30 protein-coding genes are annotated in these 21293 nt (G+C 67.1%); 11 read left to right on the top strand and 19 right to left on the bottom strand.

Going from position 1 to position 21293, the window contains the following annotated elements; genetic code table 11:
* Positions 1–82: 82 nt before the first annotated feature.
* On the top strand, positions 83–778 hold the full coding sequence (locus QOL79_RS14835) for a hypothetical protein (protein ID WP_283420056.1): 696 nt from the start codon (positions 83–85) through the stop codon (positions 776–778).
* Positions 779–834: 56 nt separating this feature from the next.
* On the opposite strand, the gene QOL79_RS14830 is transcribed toward QOL79_RS14835, so the two are convergent.
* Positions 835–1344, bottom strand: a complete 510-nt coding sequence (locus tag QOL79_RS14830; RefSeq protein WP_231729235.1) for a hypothetical protein — start codon at positions 1342–1344, stop codon at positions 835–837.
* Positions 1345–1473: 129 nt separating this feature from the next.
* On the opposite strand from QOL79_RS14830, the gene QOL79_RS14825 reads away from it, so the two are divergent.
* Entirely contained in the window at positions 1474–1638 is a 165-nt protein-coding gene (locus QOL79_RS14825) for a hypothetical protein (RefSeq protein ID WP_167541766.1), read from the top strand.
* 131 nt (positions 1639–1769) lie between these two features.
* Entirely contained in the window at positions 1770–2249 is a 480-nt protein-coding gene (locus tag QOL79_RS14820; RefSeq protein WP_058457138.1) for a hypothetical protein, read from the top strand.
* A gap of 238 nt (positions 2250–2487) precedes the next feature.
* On the opposite strand, the gene QOL79_RS14815 is transcribed toward QOL79_RS14820, so the two are convergent.
* The 7 genes from QOL79_RS14815 to mnmA form a co-directional block, all read right to left on the bottom strand.
* Complete coding sequence (locus tag QOL79_RS14815; protein ID WP_058457137.1) at positions 2488–2727, bottom strand: DUF2171 domain-containing protein; 240 nt, start codon at positions 2725–2727, stop codon at positions 2488–2490.
* 137 nt (positions 2728–2864) lie between these two features.
* Positions 2865–3428, bottom strand: a complete 564-nt coding sequence (locus QOL79_RS14810; protein ID WP_058457136.1) for a thermonuclease family protein — start codon at positions 3426–3428, stop codon at positions 2865–2867.
* Between the two features lie 288 nt (positions 3429–3716).
* Positions 3717–4043 (bottom strand): hypothetical protein, encoded by a 327-nt coding sequence (locus QOL79_RS14805; RefSeq protein WP_058457144.1) that lies wholly within the window; start codon positions 4041–4043, stop codon positions 3717–3719.
* A 58-nt stretch (positions 4044–4101) separates the two neighbouring features.
* The gene (locus QOL79_RS14800) at positions 4102–4791 is read right to left on the bottom strand and encodes a DsbA family oxidoreductase (RefSeq protein WP_082657645.1); all 690 of its coding nucleotides are present in this window, start codon (positions 4789–4791) and stop codon (positions 4102–4104) included.
* A 61-nt stretch (positions 4792–4852) separates the two neighbouring features.
* Positions 4853–4993 carry a hypothetical protein gene (locus tag QOL79_RS14795; RefSeq protein WP_156416506.1) on the bottom strand — a complete coding sequence of 47 codons (141 nt, stop codon included), beginning with the start codon at positions 4991–4993 and terminating at the stop codon, positions 4853–4855.
* Between the two features lie 89 nt (positions 4994–5082).
* Complete coding sequence (locus QOL79_RS14790; RefSeq protein ID WP_058457135.1) at positions 5083–5511, bottom strand: hypothetical protein; 429 nt, start codon at positions 5509–5511, stop codon at positions 5083–5085.
* Between the two features lie 54 nt (positions 5512–5565).
* On the bottom strand, positions 5566–6702 hold the full coding sequence (mnmA, locus tag QOL79_RS14785) for a tRNA 2-thiouridine(34) synthase MnmA (RefSeq protein ID WP_058457142.1): 1137 nt from the start codon (positions 6700–6702) through the stop codon (positions 5566–5568).
* Between the two features lie 144 nt (positions 6703–6846).
* Here mnmA and QOL79_RS14780 point away from each other — a divergent pair, with 144 nt between their 5' ends.
* The 3 genes from QOL79_RS14780 to QOL79_RS14770 all read left to right on the top strand — a co-directional run bounded on the left by QOL79_RS14780 (position 6847) and on the right by QOL79_RS14770 (position 7971).
* Positions 6847–7221, top strand: a complete 375-nt coding sequence (locus tag QOL79_RS14780) for a hypothetical protein (RefSeq protein ID WP_058457134.1) — start codon at positions 6847–6849, stop codon at positions 7219–7221.
* A gap of 10 nt (positions 7222–7231) precedes the next feature.
* On the top strand, positions 7232–7531 hold the full coding sequence (gene sciP, locus QOL79_RS14775; RefSeq protein ID WP_041383255.1) for a CtrA inhibitor SciP: 300 nt from the start codon (positions 7232–7234) through the stop codon (positions 7529–7531).
* Between the two features lie 155 nt (positions 7532–7686).
* Complete coding sequence (locus tag QOL79_RS14770; protein WP_058457133.1) at positions 7687–7971, top strand: hypothetical protein; 285 nt, start codon at positions 7687–7689, stop codon at positions 7969–7971.
* A 219-nt stretch (positions 7972–8190) separates the two neighbouring features.
* Here QOL79_RS14770 and QOL79_RS14765 read toward each other — a convergent pair whose 3' ends face one another.
* The gene (locus tag QOL79_RS14765; protein ID WP_058457132.1) at positions 8191–8802 is read right to left on the bottom strand and encodes a GNAT family N-acetyltransferase; all 612 of its coding nucleotides are present in this window, start codon (positions 8800–8802) and stop codon (positions 8191–8193) included.
* 83 nt (positions 8803–8885) lie between these two features.
* A complete protein-coding gene (locus tag QOL79_RS14760; RefSeq protein WP_156416507.1) occupies positions 8886–9032 on the bottom strand; it encodes a hypothetical protein in 147 nt (48 codons plus the stop codon).
* Between QOL79_RS14760 and QOL79_RS14755 the strand changes: the two genes are divergently transcribed.
* From QOL79_RS14755 to QOL79_RS14745, 3 genes are all read left to right on the top strand, one after another.
* Positions 9031–9723, top strand: coding sequence for a hypothetical protein (locus QOL79_RS14755; RefSeq protein WP_058800403.1), 693 nt, complete (start codon positions 9031–9033; stop codon positions 9721–9723). The two genes, QOL79_RS14760 and QOL79_RS14755, sit on opposite strands and share 2 nt — an antisense overlap.
* 80 nt (positions 9724–9803) lie before the next feature.
* Positions 9804–11090 (top strand): hypothetical protein, encoded by a 1287-nt coding sequence (locus tag QOL79_RS14750; RefSeq protein WP_058457130.1) that lies wholly within the window; start codon positions 9804–9806, stop codon positions 11088–11090.
* The gene (locus QOL79_RS14745; protein ID WP_058457129.1) at positions 11087–11392 is read left to right on the top strand and encodes a hypothetical protein; all 306 of its coding nucleotides are present in this window, start codon (positions 11087–11089) and stop codon (positions 11390–11392) included. The genes QOL79_RS14750 and QOL79_RS14745 overlap by 4 nt, the downstream gene beginning before the upstream one ends.
* Positions 11393–11832: 440 nt before the next feature.
* On the opposite strand, the gene QOL79_RS14740 is transcribed toward QOL79_RS14745, so the two are convergent.
* Both QOL79_RS14740 and QOL79_RS14735 read right to left on the bottom strand, forming a co-directional pair.
* Positions 11833–12159, bottom strand: a complete 327-nt coding sequence (locus QOL79_RS14740) for an NIPSNAP family protein (RefSeq protein ID WP_058457128.1) — start codon at positions 12157–12159, stop codon at positions 11833–11835.
* Positions 12160–12226: 67 nt separating this feature from the next.
* Positions 12227–12937: an SDR family NAD(P)-dependent oxidoreductase gene (locus tag QOL79_RS14735; RefSeq protein ID WP_058457127.1), complete on the bottom strand. Its 711-nt coding sequence runs from the start codon at positions 12935–12937 to the stop codon at positions 12227–12229.
* A gap of 177 nt (positions 12938–13114) precedes the next feature.
* On the opposite strand from QOL79_RS14735, the gene QOL79_RS14730 reads away from it, so the two are divergent.
* Entirely contained in the window at positions 13115–14068 is a 954-nt protein-coding gene (locus QOL79_RS14730; RefSeq protein ID WP_058457126.1) for a LysR family transcriptional regulator, read from the top strand.
* Between the two features lie 330 nt (positions 14069–14398).
* Here QOL79_RS14730 and lepA read toward each other — a convergent pair whose 3' ends face one another.
* The 4 genes from lepA to QOL79_RS14710 are packed head-to-tail and all read right to left on the bottom strand — an operon-like array spanning position 14399 to position 18311.
* Positions 14399–16222, bottom strand: coding sequence for a translation elongation factor 4 (gene lepA, locus QOL79_RS14725; RefSeq protein ID WP_058457125.1), 1824 nt, complete (start codon positions 16220–16222; stop codon positions 14399–14401).
* A gap of 44 nt (positions 16223–16266) precedes the next feature.
* Positions 16267–17145, bottom strand: a complete 879-nt coding sequence (locus tag QOL79_RS14720) for a transposase (RefSeq protein ID WP_156416508.1) — start codon at positions 17143–17145, stop codon at positions 16267–16269.
* Entirely contained in the window at positions 17133–18113 is a 981-nt protein-coding gene (locus QOL79_RS14715) for a HEAT repeat domain-containing protein (RefSeq protein ID WP_058457124.1), read from the bottom strand. Before QOL79_RS14715 ends, QOL79_RS14720 begins: the two co-directional genes overlap by 13 nt.
* A 51-nt stretch (positions 18114–18164) precedes the next feature.
* Complete coding sequence (locus QOL79_RS14710) at positions 18165–18311, bottom strand: hypothetical protein (protein ID WP_156416509.1); 147 nt, start codon at positions 18309–18311, stop codon at positions 18165–18167.
* 173 nt (positions 18312–18484) lie between these two features.
* Here QOL79_RS14710 and QOL79_RS14705 point away from each other — a divergent pair, with 173 nt between their 5' ends.
* Positions 18485–19438 (top strand): YVTN family beta-propeller repeat protein, encoded by a 954-nt coding sequence (locus QOL79_RS14705; protein WP_058457123.1) that lies wholly within the window; start codon positions 18485–18487, stop codon positions 19436–19438.
* A gap of 6 nt (positions 19439–19444) precedes the next feature.
* On the opposite strand, the gene QOL79_RS14700 is transcribed toward QOL79_RS14705, so the two are convergent.
* The 3 genes from QOL79_RS14700 to QOL79_RS14690 are packed head-to-tail and all read right to left on the bottom strand — an operon-like array spanning position 19445 to position 21269.
* Positions 19445–19849 carry a hypothetical protein gene (locus tag QOL79_RS14700; RefSeq protein ID WP_058457122.1) on the bottom strand — a complete coding sequence of 135 codons (405 nt, stop codon included), beginning with the start codon at positions 19847–19849 and terminating at the stop codon, positions 19445–19447.
* The gene (locus QOL79_RS14695) at positions 19825–20640 is read right to left on the bottom strand and encodes a DUF1295 domain-containing protein (RefSeq protein ID WP_058457121.1); all 816 of its coding nucleotides are present in this window, start codon (positions 20638–20640) and stop codon (positions 19825–19827) included. Before QOL79_RS14695 ends, QOL79_RS14700 begins: the two co-directional genes overlap by 25 nt.
* An 11-nt stretch (positions 20641–20651) precedes the next feature.
* Positions 20652–21269, bottom strand: coding sequence for a lysophospholipid acyltransferase family protein (locus tag QOL79_RS14690; RefSeq protein WP_082657646.1), 618 nt, complete (start codon positions 21267–21269; stop codon positions 20652–20654).
* Between the last annotated feature and the right edge of the window lie 24 nt (positions 21270–21293).

Here is a 21293-nt window from a genome sequence, read left to right as displayed (position 1 = left end):
CACCCACGCCCAAATCCTATTTCGTACGCTCACCCCCAAACCCCCCTTTCCTACATTCCCCCGCCATGCTCCAAACTGGCGGATGAGCCACATCGCCCCCATCCCCTCGCCCGATCCCGCCACCCCCGCGCTCGACGCGCACGGCCACGACCCCGCCGCCTATGACTGGGTACCGGTGCTGAAAAAGCGCCGCAAGGACGGCTGGTCGCCTGGCAAGCAGCGCGCCTTTATCGAGGCGCTGGCCGACGGCGGGTCGGTCGCCAATGCCGCGCGCGCCGTCGGCATGTCCGAATCCTCCGCCTATCGCCTGCGCCGCTCGCCCGGCGCCGAGGCGTTCGACCGCGCCTGGTGCGCCGCGATCGAGGCCGCGTCGAAGAAATTGATCGACGCCGCGTTCGAACGCGCATTGATCGGCAGCGAGGAGCCGGTGTTCGACCGCGAGGGCAACCGCGTCGGCCGCCGCCTGCGCCAGAGCGACCGGCTCCTCATGTTCCTGCTGCGCGCCTATGGCCCCGACTGTCTTCGCACGGCCGCCGCGCCGCGAACCGACACCGCGCCCGCCGCCCCGCCGGTGGCCGAGGCGCTGGCGCATCTCCACCCCGCCCCGCCGGCCGCGCCCGCCGCGCTGATGGCCCCCGACGACCTTGCGGTCGCGCTCGAGGCCGCCGATCTGTGCGACGGCGAGCTGCCGCGCTGGTATCGCGACGACGCCGGCGATGCCGCCGAGCGGCTCGCGGTCGTCCCCGACGATGCGGAAACCGGACCGCCACAAGGCTGAACTTTACTGAACTTTGGCCCGAAACTTGGCGGGGCGCGAACCGCCGCCGCGCCCCCTCAATTCACCGTCACCCCGACCGGCACCCCGCGCAGACCGCCCGCCGCGAACAGCACCCCGCCGCGCACCGCCTCGGCCGATCCGTCGAGCAAGGGCAGCGGCACCAGGGCGCGCGTCACCTCGCTGTCGTCGTCGACGACCAGCCGCAGCACGGGAAAGCCCAGCCGGTCGCGCTCGATCACCACGTCGCGGATCGCCGCCAGCGGCCACGACAGGCTGCTGCCGCGATAGAGCCGCACGCCGTCGTGGAACACGTAAGAGCCGCGCTGGCGCCACAACCGCAGGCACGTCCAGAAGGCGAAGGCCGCGGCAAGCATCGCCACCGTCGCGACTGCATCGCCGAACAGCAGCGCGCGGATCATCGCGCCCGCCCCGTCGGCGCGCACCGGCGCCGCCTGCCCCCACGCGAGCGCGGCGAACGCCAGCGCGCTGATCACCTGCCCCGCGAGCAGCGGCTTCGCCTTCAGCCGCGCGACGACGATCATCTTCCGGTCCCGATATTGCATCATGCCCACAGATAGGGATGGCGGCGGCGCGGCGCCAGTCGCGAGGCGCGGGACAATGCGCCCCGGCCGCGCAGCAAGCCGCCTGCAAAAGCGTCGCGGCGATGCTATAAGCAAGGCGAAAGGAGAAAGCCCATGCAGGCCGTAACCGAAGGCGACCGCCGCAAGGAGCTCGCGACCTTGCTCGCGCAGATCCAGGCGCACCCCGAACGCGACTGGAGCGCGGCGCGAATGCGGATCGCGACGCTGAACAAGCTGGTTGGCAACAATCTCGCCGGCAAGTCCGTCAAAACGCACTGAAATATCGGCGGGCGGTTCGTCGCGTGCGCGCGGCGCCCCGTCGCCCGCCCGCGCAACATTCGCCGCGTCCGCCGGTTTCTCTTGCCGGACGGGCGGCCGCTCCCGGCTGCCCGCAGGACAGGAGACACCCCATGCGCAATTCCCTCACGCTGCTCGCCGCGGGTGCGGCCCTGCTCGGCGCCCCCGCCATCGCGCAGGTTGGCGGAGTGGTCGGCGGTACGGTCGACACGACGGCGCAGGTCGGCACCGGCGCGGTCGGGAACACCGTCGGCAACGTCACCGGCCAGCTCGGCAATAGCGTCGATCGCGCCGACGGCGCCGTCAACGGTGCGATCGACTCGGCAAAGCTCTCCGCCGCGACCCGCGAACAGGTCCGCGCCGGCGCGCAGATCACCGATGCCAAGGGCAACAGCATCGGCACCGTCCAGAGCCTCGACGGCGACAATGCGGTCGTGGTCGACGGCGGCAAGCTCTACAACATCCCGCTCTCGGCGCTTTACAGCAAGGCGAACAGCGTCACCGGGCCGCTGGTGACCAAATTGTCGCGCGCCGAGATCGCGGCCCGTGCGCACGGCAGTGCGCAGGCCAGCGCGGACGCCAAGTCGCACTGACGCGCCTTCCCCACCGCCCGCTTCCGCGTGGGTCGCCCCTCGCGGGAAAATCGTGGACGCGGGCACAGGACGGAGCCGGGACGAACCACCCCGGCTCCGTTTCCTTTGTCGGTTTGGCTCAAGCTTTTCGGGGCGGCTTTGCCCTATGAAAACGGCCCGCCCCAGGGGACAGGGCGGGCCAGTTTCAAGGTGCGGGGACGCCGGATTGCGCCCCCGCCATCTATGTCCGGGGGATGGACTATTCGGCTTCCTCGAACAGGTCGATCGCGTTGGCGGCGGTGGCCGACAGGCGCACCGTGTCGCCCTCGACCGCGGCGACCAGCCCGGCGGGAAGATAATGATGCTTGCCGTCGACGCTGTCGGCCTTGGTCAGCTTGATGCGTTCGCCGTCGATATGGTCGACCGTGCCCAGATGGACGCCGTCGGCGCCGATGACATTCATATCTTCCTTGATCGCGCTGTGGTCATGTTCGGCCATCGTCTGTCTCCTTGCCGCTCCGGGAGGGGGAGCGCATTCACCATACGCCCGAAAGGCGAGTCGGCTCCACCCCCTCCGACGAAGCGCCCCGCGGACAGGGTCGGCGCCGCGATCGGCACCGCCGCCAAATGCGCTCGTCAGCACCAGGGCCGGCGGCGTCCCTCCCACCGCCGCGCGAGCCCTTCGCCCACCAGCATGTCGCCGACGCTGTCGCCGCCGCGGGTGACGATCCGCAGCTTGCGGTCATAACGGTCGGTGTCGCGATCGACGCTTTCGAGCGTGAAGGCGCCGGCGTTCAGCCAGCGGAGCAGGCGCCCGGTCGCCGCCTCGCCCAGTTCGGCTTCCTCGGCGCAGCGCGCGGGGTGTGTCTCGGGCGTGTCGATGTCGGCGACGCGATATTTCTGCCCCTCGAACCAGAAGGTGTCGCCATCGACGACGCAATTGCGCCCGCCGCCGCTGTGGCAGAGCCCGAAGCGTGCCGAGAGCGTGTCGGGCGCCGCGGCCCCCTCGCGGAGCAGCGGGATGCCGGCCGCGGCCTCGCGTCCGCCCGGCGTCATGTTCAGCGCACCCAGCGTGCCGACGAATCCGCCCGCGACGACCATCGCAAGCGACAGCCCGAAGCTGCGCCGCCGCCGCGGCCGCTTCGGATAGGCACGGCGCCCGGGGCGCGGCGGTTTTCGGACATATCGACGGTGGGCCATGGCGGGCAGCCTGCCCGAAAGGGCTTATCAAAGTCCCAACGCGGCGGCTCCGCCATGGCTGGCAAACGCCACTGATCGTATCCGGCGCGGCACCGTTTTGACCGATATCAAAGAAAAAGGCGCGGCGCGGCGCCAGACGGGGTCACCAGTCAAGGAGACCCGTCATGACCAATCCGCTCTTGCAAGGCCCCGTCCTGATCTTCACCGCGATGGTGGGCAGCTTCCTGCTCGTCCTCGGCCCGATCGCGCTCGCCGACCTGATCCGAAACCGGCGCTAGGCATCGGACGTCAGGGCGCGCCGCGCGGCGCGTCGTCGTCGATCCCGTCCTCGCCGAGCTCGCCGTCCTCGTCATCGTCGCTGCGTTCGCCGCGATAGGCGTCCATGTCGATCCGGCCCGAGCGCTCCATCTGGCGCATATGGTCGACCAGATCGGGCGTGTCGCGATCCTCGTAGCGCGCCTTCGCCTTGCGGCTCTCACCCAGCGGGCGTTCGCGCCGCGCCGCCTCGGCGACCGTCTGCGCCTGCGCGTCCTCGTCCTCCTGTTCGCGGTTCAGCGCTTCGGGCGCTTGGTCATCGCCATCACGGGATTCATCGTCACGGGGGTCGTCGGCCATCGTCATCGCCTCCATTGCCAGGATCAACAGATAACGCGCGGCGGGACCCGGCCGTTCCTCAGGCCGCCGCGGCCAGCACCTTGCTCTCGATCACGCGGATGAACATGTCGGGATCCTGCGCGCCCGGCACCATCATCCGGCCGCCGAGGATGAACGCGGGAACCCCGGTCACATTCTGGTCGGCCCAATAGGCCTCTTCGACGCGGACCATCTCGCCATAATCGTCGCCCGCGAGGATCGCGGCAGCGCGTACGCGGTCGAGCCCGACCGATGCCGCCACATCGGCGAGCACCGCATGATCGGAAACATCACGATTATCGGTGAAATGCGCCCTGAACAGCGCCAACTTCAGCGCGGTCTGCACGCCCGTCGCCGCCGCCTGCTCGGGCTCCTCGAGCGCCCCCGCCCAGGTCAGCAGCCGGTGCGCGTCGAAGCTGTTGCGCATCCGGAACTCCGGACCGCGGTTGAAGGCGAAGCCCAGCTCGCGCGCGATATCTGCCAGCCGTCCGCTGTTCGCGCGGCTCTGGTCCGCGCTGATGCCATATTTGCGCATCACATGCGCGGCCGCATCCTCGCCCTCGGGCGGCATGTCGGGATTGAGCTCGAACGGGTGCCACTGGACCCGAAACGCCAGCCGCCCCTCGAAATGCGCCATCACCTTTTCGAACTTCAGCCAGCCGATGATGCACCAGGGGCACATGACATCGGACACGATGTCGACGGACAGGCGCGGCAGCACTTCGGTCACGGCAAATCTCCAACCGGCACGGCGACCGTCGCGTCGCCCGAGCCGCCCCTATACCATCGCGTCACTTCGTCGGCGACCGCCGGTCCTTGCCCGTCCTGCGCTCGCCCTCGCGGCGCTCGGGACCGTCATAGGCCGGATCGTCGACGACACGCCGATCCTCCCGCCGCCGATCCGCCGGCCTACGCGTCTTATCGCCCGACATAACAGCCCCCCTTCCCGTAAAAAGGAAATCAGAAGCAACCCTGCCGCCAGTAACTCACATTATCGGCCAAAAGACAAGGAAAGCCCAATTTAATGCAGGGTGTCGGCGGCCGCGGCAATAGTATCGCCGCGCGACGCACGCCCCGAAAGCACCCACCAGCTTCCGGCCATCAGCAACAGCGTCAGCGCCTCGATGATCATCGCCTGCACGATCGCCGCGCCGACCGCATCGCCCAACGCCGCCCCGATCAGCCGACCGGCCAGCGCGGTGCCATAGAGCGCCGCGGGCACCAGCAGCGCGCCGGTCCAGCCGCGCACCAGCGCACCGATGGCCGCGCTCCCCGCAGCGACAAGGAAGAAGGCCGACAGGTCGGCGCGCACGGTGTTCGCCGCAGCCCCGTCGACCGCGATGGCGAAGGTTTCGGCATAGGTCGCGGGATCGAGCAGCCCCTGCGCGCCCAATATGGTGAAAAAGACCGCCCACAGCAGGACGGCGCCGCGCAAGACCCAGTTGACCATCGCTTTTCTCCCTGATTTACCCGCAGGCTGCGGCATCGGGAGGAAAAGCGCAATCTATTCCGCGGCGAACGTCTCTTCGATCCAGCCGCCGCCCAGCACGCGGCTCTCGTCCGCCGCGTCGTACAGCACCGCCGCCTGTCCCGGCGCGACGCCATATTCGGCCGCGGCGAAGACCAGCCGGTCGCCCGTCACGAGCGCGGGCACAGGCTTCGCCATGCTGCGCACCTTCGCGAGCACCGCACGTCCCTCGACGTCGGCGAGCCAGTTGGTTTCGCCGAGCCGCGCGCCCGATACCGCGAGCGCCCGCCGCGGCCCGACGACGACTTCCTTTGTCTCCGCATCGAGCCGGATGACATACAGGGGCTCGGCCTGCCCGCCGATCTCGATCCCGCGCCGCTGGCCGACCGTATAGTGGATCAGCCCCTTGTGGGCGCCGAGTATGGTGCCGTCGACATGGACGATCGCGCCCTGATCGTCGGCGTCGGGGCGCAGCTTGCGGACGAGGGTCGCGTAGTCGCCGTCGGGGACGAAACAGATGTCCTGGCTGTCGGGCTTGCTCGCAACGCCGAGACCGAGCTCGCGCGCGATGTCGCGCACCACGCTCTTTTCCAGCCCGCCGAGCGGAAAGCGCAGGAAGTCGAGCTGCTCCTGTGTCGTAGCGAACAGGAAATAGCTCTGGTCGCGCGCCGGATCGACCGCGCGGTGCAGTTCGGCGCCCGCCGGGCCCATGACGCGGCGGACATAATGGCCGGTCGCAAGGCAATCGGCACCCAGGTCCTTCGCGAGTTGGAACAGGTCGGTGAACTTCACCCCCATGTTGCAGCGCACGCAGGGGATCGGCGTCCGTCCGGCGAGATATTCGTCGGCGAACTGGTCGATCACCGTGTCGCGGAAGCGGCTTTCATGATCATGGACGTGATGCGCGAAACCCAGCCGGTCGGCGACCGCTCGGGCGTCGCGGATATCCTGCCCGGCGCAACACGCCCCGACGCGCTTCGCTTTCGCGCCATGATCGTAGAGCTGGAGCGTCACGCCGATCACCTCGGCGCCCGACCGTGCGGCGAGCGCGGCGACGACGCTCGAATCGACTCCGCCCGACATCGCGACGACGACTCGCCGGTTCTTCAGCGGTTCGGCAAGCTGGAAGTCGGCGCGGGCGAGGCCGTCGGGGGCGGAAATCGTCTCGATCATGGTCGGCGCCATCTAGGGATGCGAACCTCAAAATACCAGCTTTTCCGCGCTGTGCGTCAAGATATTGACGCCGGTTAAGCTTCGCTAACAGGGGCTGAAACGGGCATTTACTGGACCTTAGCTCCTCTGATCTAGACAGGCTGCATGAACGCCAGCCCGTCAAATATCCCGCAGCTTTCCGCCGCGACGAGCCTGTCGAACCCCGGCTTCGACATCCTGCTCGCCGTGTCGGAAGCACGCCAGTCGGCGCTGCCAACCGTGCGCATGGTGCGCGCGCAGGCGACTCGCGAACGCCACGCGGAAAAGATCGGCGCGCTGCGCGACATGCTGCTCGGCACCGCCCCCGCCGCGGCGTCCGAGGGCGTCCGGCCGGCGCGCTTCTTCGACTTGTCGGACCCCGCGAACGCCCTGTCCGAAACTGTGAATGACCTGTTTACCAGAGGGTTTCAGCCGATGTTGAGTCCCGCCGATCTACATCCCCTCTTGTCGGCTCGCCCGATCCCCCACGACGAAGATTAATGGAATGAATATGATCGAGAATCAGAAAATCCGGCCCGCACAGGTCATCGGTCCGCTCGGCGAACCGTTGACGCTCGACTCGCTGCCGCCGCCGACGACCACCCGCTGGGTCGTTCGCCGCAAGGCAGAGGTCGTCGCCGCGGTCAACGGCGGTCTGCTGACTGTCGATGAAGCGTGCGAACGCTATGGCCTGACGCTCGAGGAATTTGCCGGCTGGCAGCGGTCGATCGACCGCAGCGGTATGCCGGGTCTCCGCGTCACGCGCATCCAGCACTACCGCGACCTCTATGAGCGCCAGCAACGCTTCTGATAAAAGGACGCGCCCGAAGGGGTCATGAAGGGGGCGCCTGCGGGCGCCCTCTTTTTTGCCCAAAATCCCGCGATTTCCGCGGCTTCGAAAATTCGATGCAACCTTGCCATTCACCGGGCGTTAAGCCCCCGAGTCAATTTTGGAGAGAACTCGATATGCGCAAGATGATCATCGCCCTCACCGCCGCATCGGCCCTGGCGCTCGGCGCCTGCCAGAGCAAGGAAGCCGACAAGGTGGAGGACCAGGCCGAAGCCCAGGCCGACGCGATCGATGCCCAGGCCGACGCAATGCCTGAGGGCGCCGCCAAGGAAGCCACCGAAGCCAAGGCCGACGCCGTCGAAGCCGCGGGCGAGGAAAAGGCGAACGCGATGGACGATAACGGCGAAATCGCCCCGTCCGAGGTCAAGGACGCCACGACGGCTCCCGCCGAAAAGAAATAAGGAGCTCCGCGATTGGGTCGCGGAAGGGCGCCCGGCGAAAGCCGCGGCGCCCTTTGCTTGTCCGCCGCCCGCCGAATTCATCCCCCTGTGCGCCACGTCACCGCGACGTCATGCCGTCGCGGCTAGAAGGGATTCGCGAGGGGGCGATCCAAGCTCCGTCACGCTCCCTCCCGCCGCGGTCTGCGACCCGCCGCGGCGGGCAGGACTAGCCCCAAATCTTCAAACCCCCAATTGCTCGAACACATGCTGTACGCCCGGCGCATCGGTGTCGGCGCGCAGCGCCGCGATCGCCGCTCCGACATCGAGACAATATTCGGCAACCCCGGCGCTCTCGCCTTTCCATGTCCCGCCCAATGCATGAACGAGGCGTGACGCTGCGTGATTCTCCGACAAGGTGTGGACATCGAGCCCGATCAGACCCTCGGCATGGCAGTCGACGAGCAGCGCGGCGGTCATCATACGTGCCAGTCCCTTGCCGTGGAACTCGTCGAGTACCGCGACCGAATATTCGCCGACGCGGCCATCGGGCTGGTTGCGCACCGCATGGACCGCGCCGATCGCGGGCCATCCGGGGCATTCGCTGCAGATCGCGCCCCAGGCGATATGATCATGCCCGTCGACGTCGGCGAGTCGGTGGACGACCTCGTCGGGCAAGGCCGGCGCGGGGGAGAAAAAGCGCAAATAGCGCGATTCGGCCGACAGCCTGGCGATCCCGTCGCGAATGCGCTCCTCGTCGTCGGGCTTGATCGTGCGCAGGCACACGCGCGTCCCGTCGGTCAACGCGCTGTGGATGACGATGCCGTCGATCGGCCTTGCACGGGCTTCGGTCATAACGGACGCTCTTTACGGATGGGACGGAAGCGAAGCTAATCCGGGCGCGATCCGCCCGCAATCCCGTTGCTGGATCGCGATCCTCACGCCCGAATATTTATGCGCTGTCGGGCGACCGGCCCGCCGAGCAAATTGCCGACCATGCCGAAGACCTTGCCAGCCGCCAGGACTTCCAGCATGATCGGTCGTTCGCGGCCCGTCGCCGCGCCGAGGTCGCGCAGAAATTCCATGGCTAAAAAAGAGTGCCGCGTCACCGCGTCGTGCAACGGCGTGCCGAAACTATTGTTCGCGATCCGCGAGCTTGGCGGCGGCACCCTGCTGCTCGTCCTGCGCGGCAGCGAATATCCGATCGCGATCGGCGGCAAGATGCACCGCGTCGTCGAGCAGCGCTATTCGCTCCACATCGACCCGGTGTCGGGTTACGTCACGGTCAAACATTCGCTCCGCCTTTCGGACCGGCGGATCGTCGCCTTCGCGGCCTTCTCGCACGAAAACTCCGCCGTCCGGGCCTGGCCGGTCTTCTCGCGCCTCGCTCCCGATCTTCGTGCAAAAGCCTACGACCTCAAGGGCGCGCCGTCGGACCGCGATCTCGCCATCGCCGACTATAATCCACACGCCGCCAGCCTTGGCTATTCGGTCGTCGCGCATCGCGGGCAGAAACTGGCCGCATCGGGGGATCTCGCCCCCGCCACCCTTGCGCGCCTCTCCTTCGGCGCCTTCGACATTTCGATCGTCGCGCGCACGCTCGATCGTCCCTCTGCCGACGGCGCGCTGATGCACCACAGCGCCGACGCTCCCATCGCCAGCGCCGGCGACGACACCATGGCCGAGCGGGATCTCGTCCACTTCATGGAAACGGCGCTCGGCCAGCTTCTCGCCGCCGACCGGCAGCCGGCACAGCGCGGCCGACTCGCGGGCTGAGCCCCGGCACCGGAATCCGCTTTCCTACAATGTTCCAATATGGTTCGTGATGGTCATATCACAAACCAAGGAGCATCGTCATGCGACAGGAAATTCTTCCGCCCCTCCCCGCCGACCCCGAAGCGATGGACGAAATCGCGAACGACGAGCTCCCCGAAGAGCTTGCTTTCACCCCCGTCGAGCAACAGGCGAAGCGCTGGTCGGGCATCAACGCGCAGAAACAGCGCCTCTTCATCGCGCAGCTCGCGGCGACCGGCGCGGTCAGCATCGCGGCAAAGGCGATCGGCCACAGCACCTCCGCGCTCTACCAGCTCCGCAAGCGCGACGGCGCGGAGAGTTTCGCCGCGGCGTGGGACCGCGCGGTGGAGGCGGGCGCGCGCCGCGTCGCCGACCTGCTCATGGAATATGCCATCTATGGCGTGCCCGAGACGATCTCGAAGCGGGGTCGGGTGATCATCGAGCGCCGCCGCCCGAATGTCCGCGCGATGCAGCATATCGCCGCCAGCCGCTTTCCCGCGAATTTCGGCGGCATCGACCCCGCCGACGGCCGCCCCGCCACCGCGATCCCGCACGCGGTCCGCCGCCTGCGTGAGACATGGCGCGCCGAGTGGGAGGCCGAGCGACAAGCCGCGCAGCAGGCCGAAATGCGCGACCATGCGGAGCGCGCGCGTCGGCAGGAATCCGAACTGGACGACCGCCTCCGCACCATCCGCACCGGATATCAACGCGGGATTTCGCACGACCCGGTCAAGCGCGCCGCGTGGGACATGCTCGCCGGCCCCGGCACCGACTGGGACGCGCTACGCCGCGAGGACGCCTATACCAACCCGCAAAAGCATGAGTGGCACATATACCACCCCGACATGATCCTCCCCTTCGCCGCAGGCGCGGGCCATATCGACTGGCAGGCGCACGAAGGCGGCGACCTGTCGCACCCGAACCCGCCCCCCGCCGCTTGCGTCCCCGGGGCGGAGGGCGGCGAAGAGGACGAATTCTGGTTCAAACGCTATGAGGATCATATCGTCGAGGGCGAGGCCGACGAGCGCGACCCCGCCCCCGCAACAGCCACCCCCGGAGTCGCCCGCAACGACCTCCGCCGGGCCGCCCGCACCTTGCGCGACCGCGCCGAAGCCTGGCAAGCCGCGCGTCGTCCGGTGTACCAGCACCCCCACGGCTTCCTCGCCGACACCAGCCAATGCGGCGGCGCCACGGGAATCGAACGCTACACCGCCCGCCGCCGCATCGAACGCACGATCGCCGAGCTCGAACGCGAATGGAATGCGGCGTACAGCGAGGAAAGCTGGGCGGCGTGGAAGGCGGGCGATGGCGCCGCCGCCAAGACCGACAGCGCGGGAGGCGAGCAATGAGCCTCGAACGCGCCCTCGACGAAAACCGCATCTGTGCCCGCTTCGGCCGCATCGTCCGGATCGACTGGATCCAGCCGCGCGAGCCCTATGGCGGCTGGACCGACGCCGCGCATCTCGAACCCGAGCCGGTGCAAACCTGCACCTCGGTCGGCCGCCTCGTCCGCGACGACGACTGCGTAAAGATCCTCGCCGCCTCGGCGATGATCGTCGGGGATGAGGAGCGCATCATGCTGAGCGGGATCATCGAGATTCCGGCGCGGTGCGTGGTGCGGATTGTTAGGTTGGAGGAGCGCGGAGCCTGAGTTGGCCAATTTCACACCGTCCGTTTTTAAATGGAAGTCAGCGATGGCAGGCGTCGTCCACGCCACTTCTATTGAACGGTCACTACCTTCCTCGTCAGTTCGGCGCCAAGAGAGCCCCCGGCGTGTGTTGGCGCGACATTCAGCCAACCCGATCGGTATCTTCACGCTCAGTTCGCCGTCGACTGGGATTAACGAAGGTTGGTGGCCACATAAACCGACCAAATAGGGCATCGACATCGCCCGCCACATTGTATCCGTCGGCAAAATTCATGCTCATGCCATGATCGGCGCCCCACTGCCTTGGAGGACAATTATACCCTTCCGCTTCCGCGGCGTGTCGGGGCGTGCGACCCCGACGGGACGGGTGTCCAAACCGGATGTCGTCGCGCCCCGGTCGATGACGGCCGACGACCGCAGGCCCGGGGCGGAACGGCGTCCATTCATCCTGCCTTTGAAAAGGCCGTCGGCGCCAACAGTTCGTTGCTGATATTCTGTACGATAGGACCGTCCTTCTCGGTTTCGGCGCTGACCGCCAGCCATTCGGGATCGGCCAGGAATGCGGCCCACCGCTTTTCGCGATCGGCAACGCTGTCCCAGGCGAGCATGTATGTCAGCCGCTGGCTGCTCTCGCCGACCAGCGTCGTCCAGAATCCGGCCTGACGGATGCCGTGCTTGTCCCAGATTCGCAGTGTGTGGTTCTGGAATCGCGCAAGCAACGCCGGCAGTCGACCCGGGATGGCCTCATAGACGCGCAGTTCGTAAATCATCGATCGTTCCTTTCTTCCTTGGGAGCCGGGAGCGTCGCCCCGCAAAGGGGGCGACGCTCCGGAGGACTTAGTGGCCGGCGCTCTGCCCGCCGTCGACGTGGAGGATCTCGCCGGTCACGAAATTGGCGCCGTCGAGGTAAAGGACGGCATCGACGATATCGCGGATGTCGCCCATCCGGCCGACCGGATGCAGGCCTGCGAGAAACTCGTGCGTTTCAGGCGCGTGCATCGGCGTCTTGATGATGCCCAACGCCACGGCGTTCGCGCGAATGCCCCGCGAGGCATATTCGATCGCAAGGCTCTTGGTCGCGGCATTGAGGCCGCCCTTGGTGAGCGATGCCAGGACCGACGGCACCTTCGAATTCGCCTGGTCGATCAGGCTTGTCGAAATCTGCACGACGTGACCGCTGCCCTGCTTCTCCATCGCCGCGATTGCATGCTGGCTGATGAAGAAGAAGCCGTTGAGATTGGTCGCCAGCACCTGCGCATATTGCTCGGCGGTGTAGCCGGTGAACCCGCTCGCGACGAAGATGCCGGCGTTGTTGACCAGCGTGTCGACGCGGCCGAACTTGGCGAGCGCCTCATCAATCACCCGCTTCCCGGTCTCAGGGTCGCCGATGTCGCCGGCGACAGTCAGCAAGTCAGGGTTCGATGACGGCTTGATCGACCGGGACGTGGCAACAACGCGATAGCCGCGATCGAGAAACGCCTCGACGAGGCTGGCACCGATGCCCTGCGATGCGCCGGTCACGACGGCGACTTTGCGTGGATCATTCATATCTTCAACTCCTGTTTTATTGGCCCGGCGCACGATTGCACCGCTGGCAACTATTTAGATTGCACCAGATATCGTAGGAATAGCCGCTGCTTGGCATGCACTGTTCCGCAAAACGGATGAATGTGCGCCTGATCCGTGCTATCGGGGCGTGGCTGGCGGGTTTGCAGGAGGCATAGGGTGGATCGGATCGACGCGATGAAAGTATTTCTCGCCGCGCTCGACGAGGGCAGCCTTGCAGGTGCGGGGCGTCTGCTCACGCGCTCCCCGGCAGCGGTCAGCCGTGCCATCGCTTTCCTCGAGGCCCATGTCGGCGTCGAGCTGTTGCACCGGACCACTCGTTCGATCCGCCTCAGCGAGGCCGGCGAGCGCTATGCGATTGCCTGCCGCAGAATTCTGACCGAGCTGGAAGAGGCGGACGTCGTCGCTGTGGGCGAGCGCTCGGCACCAAGGGGCATCCTGACCATATCGGCGCCGCCCATCAGCGGCGAAGACATATTGCGGCCGCTAGTCGACGAGTTTCTCGAACTCTACCCCACCGTCTCTGTGCGCTTGCTCCTGCTCGATCGGCACGTGAATATGGTGGAAGAGGGCATCGACATTGTCCTGCGCGTCGCACAGCTCCCCGATTCCGCGTTGATTGCAACGCGGGTCGGCGCCGACGTCAGGAAGGTGGTCGTCGGCTCGCCGGACTATCTCGCCAACCATCCGCCGATTCGCGAACCTTCCGACCTTGCCGGGCACAGCATCATCGCCTTCTCAAATCTGGGGCTCGATTCATGGACGTTCACCCCCGCCAAGGGCGCGAGTGTTCCACGGACGGTCACCTTCACGCCGCGCTTGACCGTGAACACGGTGCGCGCGGCCGCGGCGTCGGCGATAAGCGGAGTCGGACTGACCCGACTCTATTCTTATCATGTTGCCGAGGCGGTCGGGCGCGGCGACCTCAGGGTCGTGCTCGCCAATGCCGAACATCCACCGATGCCCGCACATTTGTTAACCCCGAAGGGGCGCAGCTCGGTGCCCAAGGTGCGAGCCTTTATCGACTTCGCGGCGCCTCGCCTGCGGTCCGAATTCGCGCGACTGGCGACCGAAGCGCGCGCCTTGAGCTCTTTCGTCTACTCGGAGGAGTGAAAGTTCAGAGCAACCGGTACGATCATCCAGCCCTGCGCGCGCTATTATGAGTAGAAGCAAAGGGGGCCGAATTGCACTTGGAGGGCTTTCGCGCATACCGAGGACCGTCGCGCTGTCGGTTGTGGCCGATGCTGTTCTAGGTCGCAACCGCCGACGTGAGGCGCAAGCTACCTAGGCGTCACCCCCCATCGGCAACACCGCAAAAAAAAGCCTCCTGCGGGATGCTTACATTCCTATATATTCGCGCATGCGGCTGGGCCGGTCCAAGCTGCCCCGCAGCTTCGTCTGATTGGCCCATCTGCCTTCTTTCTGCTTCAGTGAAAAAGCGGATTAGGCGTCGTCCCCCATCCGCAGCGCCGCAATAAACGCCTCCTGCGGGATGTTCACATTCCCGTACTCGCGCATCCGCTTCTTGCCCTCTTTCTGCTTTTCGAGGAGCTTCTTCTTGCGGGTCGCGTCGCCGCCGTAGCATTTGGCGGTCACGTCCTTGCGCAGCGCGGCGATGGTTTCGCGGGCGATCACCTTTCCGCCGATCGCGGCCTGGATCGGGATCTTGAACATGTGGCGCGGGATCAGGTCCTTCAGCCGCTCGCACATGCCGCGGCCGCGGCTTTCGGCGCTGCCGCGGTGGACGATCATGCTGAGCGCGTCGACCGGCTCGTTGTTGACGAGGATGCTCATCTTGACGAGGTCGCCGGCGCGGTGGCCGATCTGGTGATAGTCGAACGACGCATAACCGCGGCTGATGCTCTTCAGCCGGTCGTAAAAGTCGAACACCACCTCGTTGAGCGGCAGTTCGTAGGTGATCTGCGCGCGGCCGCCCACATAGGTCAGGTTCTTCTGGATGCCGCGGCGGTCCTGGCAGAGCTTCAGGATCGCGCCGAGATAGTCGTCGGGGACATAGATCACCGCCTCGATCCACGGTTCCTCGATCTCGTCGATCCGGTTGGGGTCGGGCATGTCGGCGGGGTTGTGCAGCTCCATCTCGGTCGGGCCGCCCTCCTTCGACCGGGTGAGCTTCAGCTTGTAAACGACGCTGGGCGCGGTGGTGATCAGGTCGAGGTCATATTCGCGGGTCAGCCGCTCCTGGATGATCTCGAGGTGCAAGAGGCCGAGGAAGCCGCAGCGGAAGCCGAAGCCCAATGCCGCGCTCGTCTCCATCTCGAAGCTGAACGATGCGTCGTTGAGGCGGAGCTTCTGGATGCTTTCGCGGAGCTTCTCGAAATCGTTCGCGTCGGTCGGGAACAGGCCGCAGAAGACGACCGGCTGAACCTCCTTGAACCCCGGCAGCGGGTTCGCCGCGGGCTTTTTCGCGTCGGTCACCGTATCGCCGACGCGCGCCTGCGCGACGTCCTTGATCTGCGCGGTGATGAAGCCGATCTCGCCGGGGCCGATCTCGGTCAGCTCCTCGCGCTTCGGCGTGAAGCAGCCGACGCGGTCGATCAGGTGGGTGGTGCCCGCCTGCATGAACTTGATCTGCTGGCCTTTTTTGAGCACGCCATCGACGACGCGGACGAGGATGACGACGCCGAGATAGGGGTCGTACCAGCTGTCGACGAGCATCGCGACGAGCGGGGCGGCCGCGTCGCCCTTCGGCGGCGGGATCTTCGCGACGATCGCCTCGAGGCATTCCTCGATCCCGATGCCCGACTTCGCCGACGCGAGCACCGCCTCGTCGGCGGGCAGGCCGATGATGTCCTCGATCTCGGCCTTCACCTTGTCGACGTCGGCCGCGGGCAGGTCGATCTTGTTGATCACCGGCACGATCTCATGGTCGTGCTCGATCGACTGATAGACGTTGGCCAGCGTCTGCGCCTCGACCCCTTGCGCCGCGTCGACGACGAGCAGCGCGCCCTCGCACGCCGCGAGCGACCGCGAGACCTCATAGGCGAAGTCGACGTGGCCGGGCGTGTCCATGAGGTTCAGCTCATAGGTCTCGCCATCCTTCGCGGTATATTTGAGGCGCACCGTCTGCGCCTTGATGGTGATCCCGCGCTCCTTTTCGATGTCCATGTTATCAAGGACTTGCGCCGACATCTCGCGCGCGGTGAGCCCGCCGGTGAACTGGATCAACCGGTCGGCGAGCGTGGATTTCCCGTGATCGATGTGCGCGATGATCGAAAAATTGCGGATATGCGAGAGAGGCGTGGTCATCGCGGCCCGTTAGCAGCGGAAAGCCGCGCTGTCAGCAGGCTTGGCTATCGCGTGAGCCAGCGAACGCAATCTTCGCGGACACGCGCGTCGGGATCGGCCAAACCGCACTCCAATATAGCCTCGCGATCATCCGCCACCGCCGCCAGCGCGGCGATCGCGTTTGCACGCACTCTCGGCACCGGGTGGGCTTTCACGAAATGCTCGGCGATGTCCTTGGCGTTGTCGGTCAGGTGGACGGCGCAGCGGAGGAGCATTTCGGTGGGGGTCAGGGTCGGGCGCCGCGCGATCGTGCCGGCTTCGAGATCGACGATATATTGGTCGCGCCAGGGGATATGCTCGCCCTCGTCCATGATGTTGAGGCTGACCGAGAGGCTTTCCGGCGGGAGCTGGCTGTGGACATCGCGGTGGGCGCGGTAGAGCATCATCTTGCCTTCGCCGAGGGCGCTGCGCTCGACGAAGCGGAGGTTCAGCGGCTCGCCGACGCGGCCGTCGACGGCTTCGGCATTATAATCATAATAGTCGCTGACATAGCCGGGGCCCGAGTAGCCGGTGGTCAGGAAGTGGAAATTATGGTCGTGCGGCAGGCCGTAGGCGAAGGCTGCGGGGCCGCTCGCCGCGTACACCGCGTCGCTCGCGGCGGGCCAGAGATTGGCGCGGAGGAAATGCCCGCGCGGGCTGCGGTGGAGGAGGAAGACCTGCGCCGAATAGCGGTTCGCGGCGAGCTGGTCGGTGTAGCTCGCCTTGAGCGCGTCGATGATGCGATCGGCGAGGAAGCTGCGGTTGCGCTGGAGCCCGGCGAGGAGGGCGGCGCAGCGCGCGACGCTGGCCTCGTCGCCGAGGTCGACGCCGCTTTCGTCGAGGCGGGCGGCGATTTCATCGAGGTCGAGCTCGGGACCGGCGGGGGGATCGATCAGGCGGGGCATGGGTCGGCCTTGGCTGGCGGGTAGAGCGCGAGGGTTGCCGTGGCAGCGCGGCGGACCTCGGGGTGCGGATCATCGGCCGCCATATCGGCGAGATGCGGGTGCGCCGCGGCGGGTTCGAGCGCGACGAACTCGCGCATCGCGGACCAGCGCGCCGCAAAATCCTCGCTGCGGGTCTCGGCGGCGAAGAGCGGCGCGGCGTCGCGGCGGCCGAGGTGGCGGAGCAGGGCCAGCGCCATCTGGCGGAAACTGCTGTCGCGGCGCGCGGAGGCGGCGCGGACGAGCTGGCCGCTCGCGATGTCGTAGCTGCGCACCGGAAGCGGCGACGGCGGCTGGACCGCGAGTTCGAGGAGCAGCACGTCGCGGTGCGCATCCGACAGGGTGAAGGCGGTCTGCGCGGTGTCGAGCGTCCAGACCTCATCCGCCGCGACGGCGCGCGGCGGGTCGCTGTGGCAGCGCGACGCCGCGGCGACGATGAATGCCCCCGCCACCTCGCCCGGCGTCAGCGCGACATGGTGGAAGCGGACCTTGGCGCCGCCGTCGGCAAGGATGCGGACCGCCGACCGGCCGGGAATGAAGAGCGCCTTCGTCGGCGCAGCGAAGTGCGCGGGCTGGATTTGCAACGTCAGGCGGATCGCGCCGCGTTCGGCGAGGATGAGCCCGCCGGCCGCCTCTTCCCCGCCGACGACCCGCATCGGAACGCGCGCGAAAGGATCAGCGGCGGCCAGCGCCAACCCCGCGTCGAGGCGTTCGACCAGCCAGCCGGTATCGGCGAGCCAGGGCGTCAGAGCCGCGACGGCTTCGTCGGGCGACGCCCCAGCGGCGGAATCGATCGCAGCGACCAGGCCGCCGGGCGACGCATCTTCGGCCCGCCAGCGCGCATCGAGTTCGGCCGTCGCGGCGCGAAGACGTTGGCGGCGCAATGCGTCTGCGCGCGGGTAATGGTCGTGACGGGACGGCTGGGCGGTCATCGGCTGCTCCGGCAAGGGTGCGGGCGGCGCGATGGGCCGCCCGCGTCCCGATCAATCGTGGATGATCATGATCACGGTCACGCCGACCTCGAACACCGAGGCGTTCGCCGAGGTGCTGTCTCCAGCGAACGATCCGAAAAGCCCGACATGGGTGTCGAGCAAAGGTAGGGCGTCGATGTCGATGGCGGGTACGTCCATATGAGGCTCCTGTGCGGGACGGCGGCGAGAGGTGCCGCCGGTGACGGGCTAGGAAAGGGCGCGGCGCGCGCACAGTTAACTTCTCGTAATTCCTCCCATGTCGCTGGTCGAAGCGCGGTTGCCCGATGGGCAGCGCCGCTTAGGGTGCGACGATCGAAACGGAGAGAAAAGCCATGCGCCGTACGATTGCCGCCACCCTTGGCATGTTGATGATGGCACCGTCGATTGCCGCCGCCGAGACCCTGCTCGTCGGCAACAAGGGCGAGGACACGTTGAGCCTGATCGCGCTCGATAGCGGCGCCGAGCTGGCGCGGGTGCCGACCGGCAAGATGCCGCACGAGATTGCGGTCTCACCCGACGGGAAGCAGGCGGCGGTCGTGGCCTATGGTGCGACGACGATCGACATCGTCGACATTGCGAAGCGAGTGAAGCTGCGGACGATCGACCTCAGCCCGAACCAGCGGCCGCACGGCCTGCTGTGGCTCAGTGACGGGCGACTCGTGGCAACGGCCGAGGGGAGCCAGTCGGTCGCGGTGATCGCGCCGGGTGGGACGGTGACGTCGATCGCGACAGGACAACAGGGCACGCACATGATCGTCGTCGCGCCCGACAATCGCACCGCCTACACCGCCAATATCGCGTCGGGGACGGTGAGCGTGCTCGACCTCGCCGCGGGCAAGAAGCTGCGCGACCTCGCCGTGGGCGGCAAGCCCGAGGGATTGTCGCTGACGAAGGGCGGGCGCGAGCTGTGGGTCGGCGACCTGTCGGCGCCGCGCGTGCAGGTGTGGGATACGGTGAAGGGCGAGAAGATCACCGAACTGGCGGTCGATCCGGTCGCGATCCGCGTGCTGGCGAGCCCCGACGGCAAATGGGTCGCGACGAGCAATATCGGCAAGGGCACGATCAGCCTGTTCGACGCCGAAACGCGCGCGCCTGTAAAGGTGATCGCGGTGTCGGAAGGCGATGCGGCGCGGCAGGTTACCTTGCTGTGGAGCCGCGATTCAAAGCGGCTCTACGCGGCCGAAACGGGGGTCGACAAGGTCGCGGAGATTGATGTCGCTACGGGAAAGGTGCTGCGGCGGATCGCGGCAGGGACGAATGGCGACGGACTGGCGATCGCGCCCTGACCTTTTCTAGCGCCGCTCCCAAAAGTCGAACACCGCCTGTTGCTGCTCGCGGATGAAACGCGCCGCGGCGGCGCCTTCCCATGGCCCGTCATAGCCGAGGAGCAGCGCGGTGCCGCCAACCCACCAGCCCTGCCCTGGCAGCCGGTCGCTCTCGCGCACCACCAGCACGGCGAGGTCGGGCTCGCCGTCGATCGCGCAAAGCCGGTCGACCTCTTCGAGCGTGCGGCAGACCGCGCGCATCTTGGGGCGCGTGAAGCGGAAACCGAGGTCGCCGAGCAGTTCGGAATAGCTGACGCTGCGTCCCTCGCGTGCAGCCTCGGTCAGGATCGCGCGGATCCGCGGCGCATCGCCGAGTGCGCCGACGTCCGCCGCGCTTTCGGCGGCACCTAGGCCCCGGTCTTTGGCGGCCATGGAAGGAAGCCCGAGGTGCGCTGGACATAGTCGGCATAGCCGGGGCGGCTCTTGTGCAGCTCCCGCTCGAGCAGCGCCTTGCCCGACCAGCGGGTGAGCGTGAAGGTGAGGAAGATCGGGCCGATGACGGTGGCGAGCGCGATGCCCCAGCCCATGTCGGCGGCGATCAGCCACAGCCCCCACCAGGTCAGCGCATCGCCGAAATAATTGGGGTGGCGCGTGTAGCGCCAGAGCCCGGTATCGAGCACGCGGCCCTTGTTCGCCGGATCGCGGCGGAAGGCGTTCAGTTGCGCGTCGCCGATGCTCTCGAACGCGATTCCCGCGAGCGCGATCGCGGCGCCCGCCCAGGCGAGCGGGCCGGCCGCATGGCTCATCGTCGCGCTCGCCCAGATGCCGAGCTGCGCGGGCAGACAGGTGATGAAAAGCAAGGGCGCCTGCATCAGGAATACCATCACCAGCGCCGCGACGGGCCAGTTCCAGCCGCGCTGCTTCATGACGCCGCCCAAAATCTTCGCATAGCGCGGATCCTCGCCATGCGCGCGCCAGCGCAGGAACAGATGGATCGCAAGCCGCAGCCCCCAGAGCGTCACGAGCCCGAGGAGCAACTGTGCATGCACGCCCTCGACGCCGACCTGCAACGCGCTGCCCCATGCGAGCAGCACCATGCCGAACGCCCAGAAGGCGTCGATGAACGAGACGTCGCGGATCGCGACGGCGATGCCCCACAGGATCAGGATCACCGCAATCAGCCCGGCAAAATTGAGACCGAGCAGCGTCAGCCCTTCGCTCATCGGTGCGCTCCTTATGCCTCGTCGCTTCCCAATATATCGTCGATCGAACGCACCGCGCGCTCGGGGAATTTCGGGATACATCCCTTATAGACGTCGAACACCTTCATCATGTCGGCGCGAAAGTCGCCCGTCGGCCAGATCAGCGGCCCGAGCCCGCCGGTCTTGCTGCCATAATCCATCAGCCCGACGACCATCGGGACCTTGGCCGCCATCGCGATCTGGTAAAAGCCGGTGCGCCATTTCTTCGCCTTGCCGCGCGTCCCTTCGGGCGCGACGGTCAGCATGAATTCGGCGCGGCGCGCAAATTCGTCGGCCATCTGCTGAACGACGTTGCTCGCATGGCGGCGGTCGACGGGCACGCCCCCCATCTGTTTCATGAAGCCGCCGATCGGCCATCGGAACAGCGACAGCTTGCCCATGAAATGCGGGCGCACGCCCAGGTCGGCGGTGAGCCCCAGATAATTCACGAAATCCCAGTTGCTGGTATGCGGCGCGGCGATGATGATGAAGCGCCGGGGCTCGGGAACCTCGCCCACCGCCTTCCAGCCGCGCAGCCGGTAGAGCAGCAGCAGCAGGCGCCGCACGGCGCGCGCCACCAGTCCCGGCGGATCGTCTTCGATGCTCGTCAAAATTCTCTCCCTGCCCCGCACTTG

It is taken from the genome of Sphingopyxis sp. Geo48, from assembly GCF_949769155.1.
Taxonomy (GTDB): Bacteria; Pseudomonadota; Alphaproteobacteria; order Sphingomonadales; family Sphingomonadaceae; genus Sphingopyxis.
The sequence above is the reverse complement of the archived record's forward strand: the minus strand, read 5'-3'. Positions and strand labels throughout refer to the sequence as shown.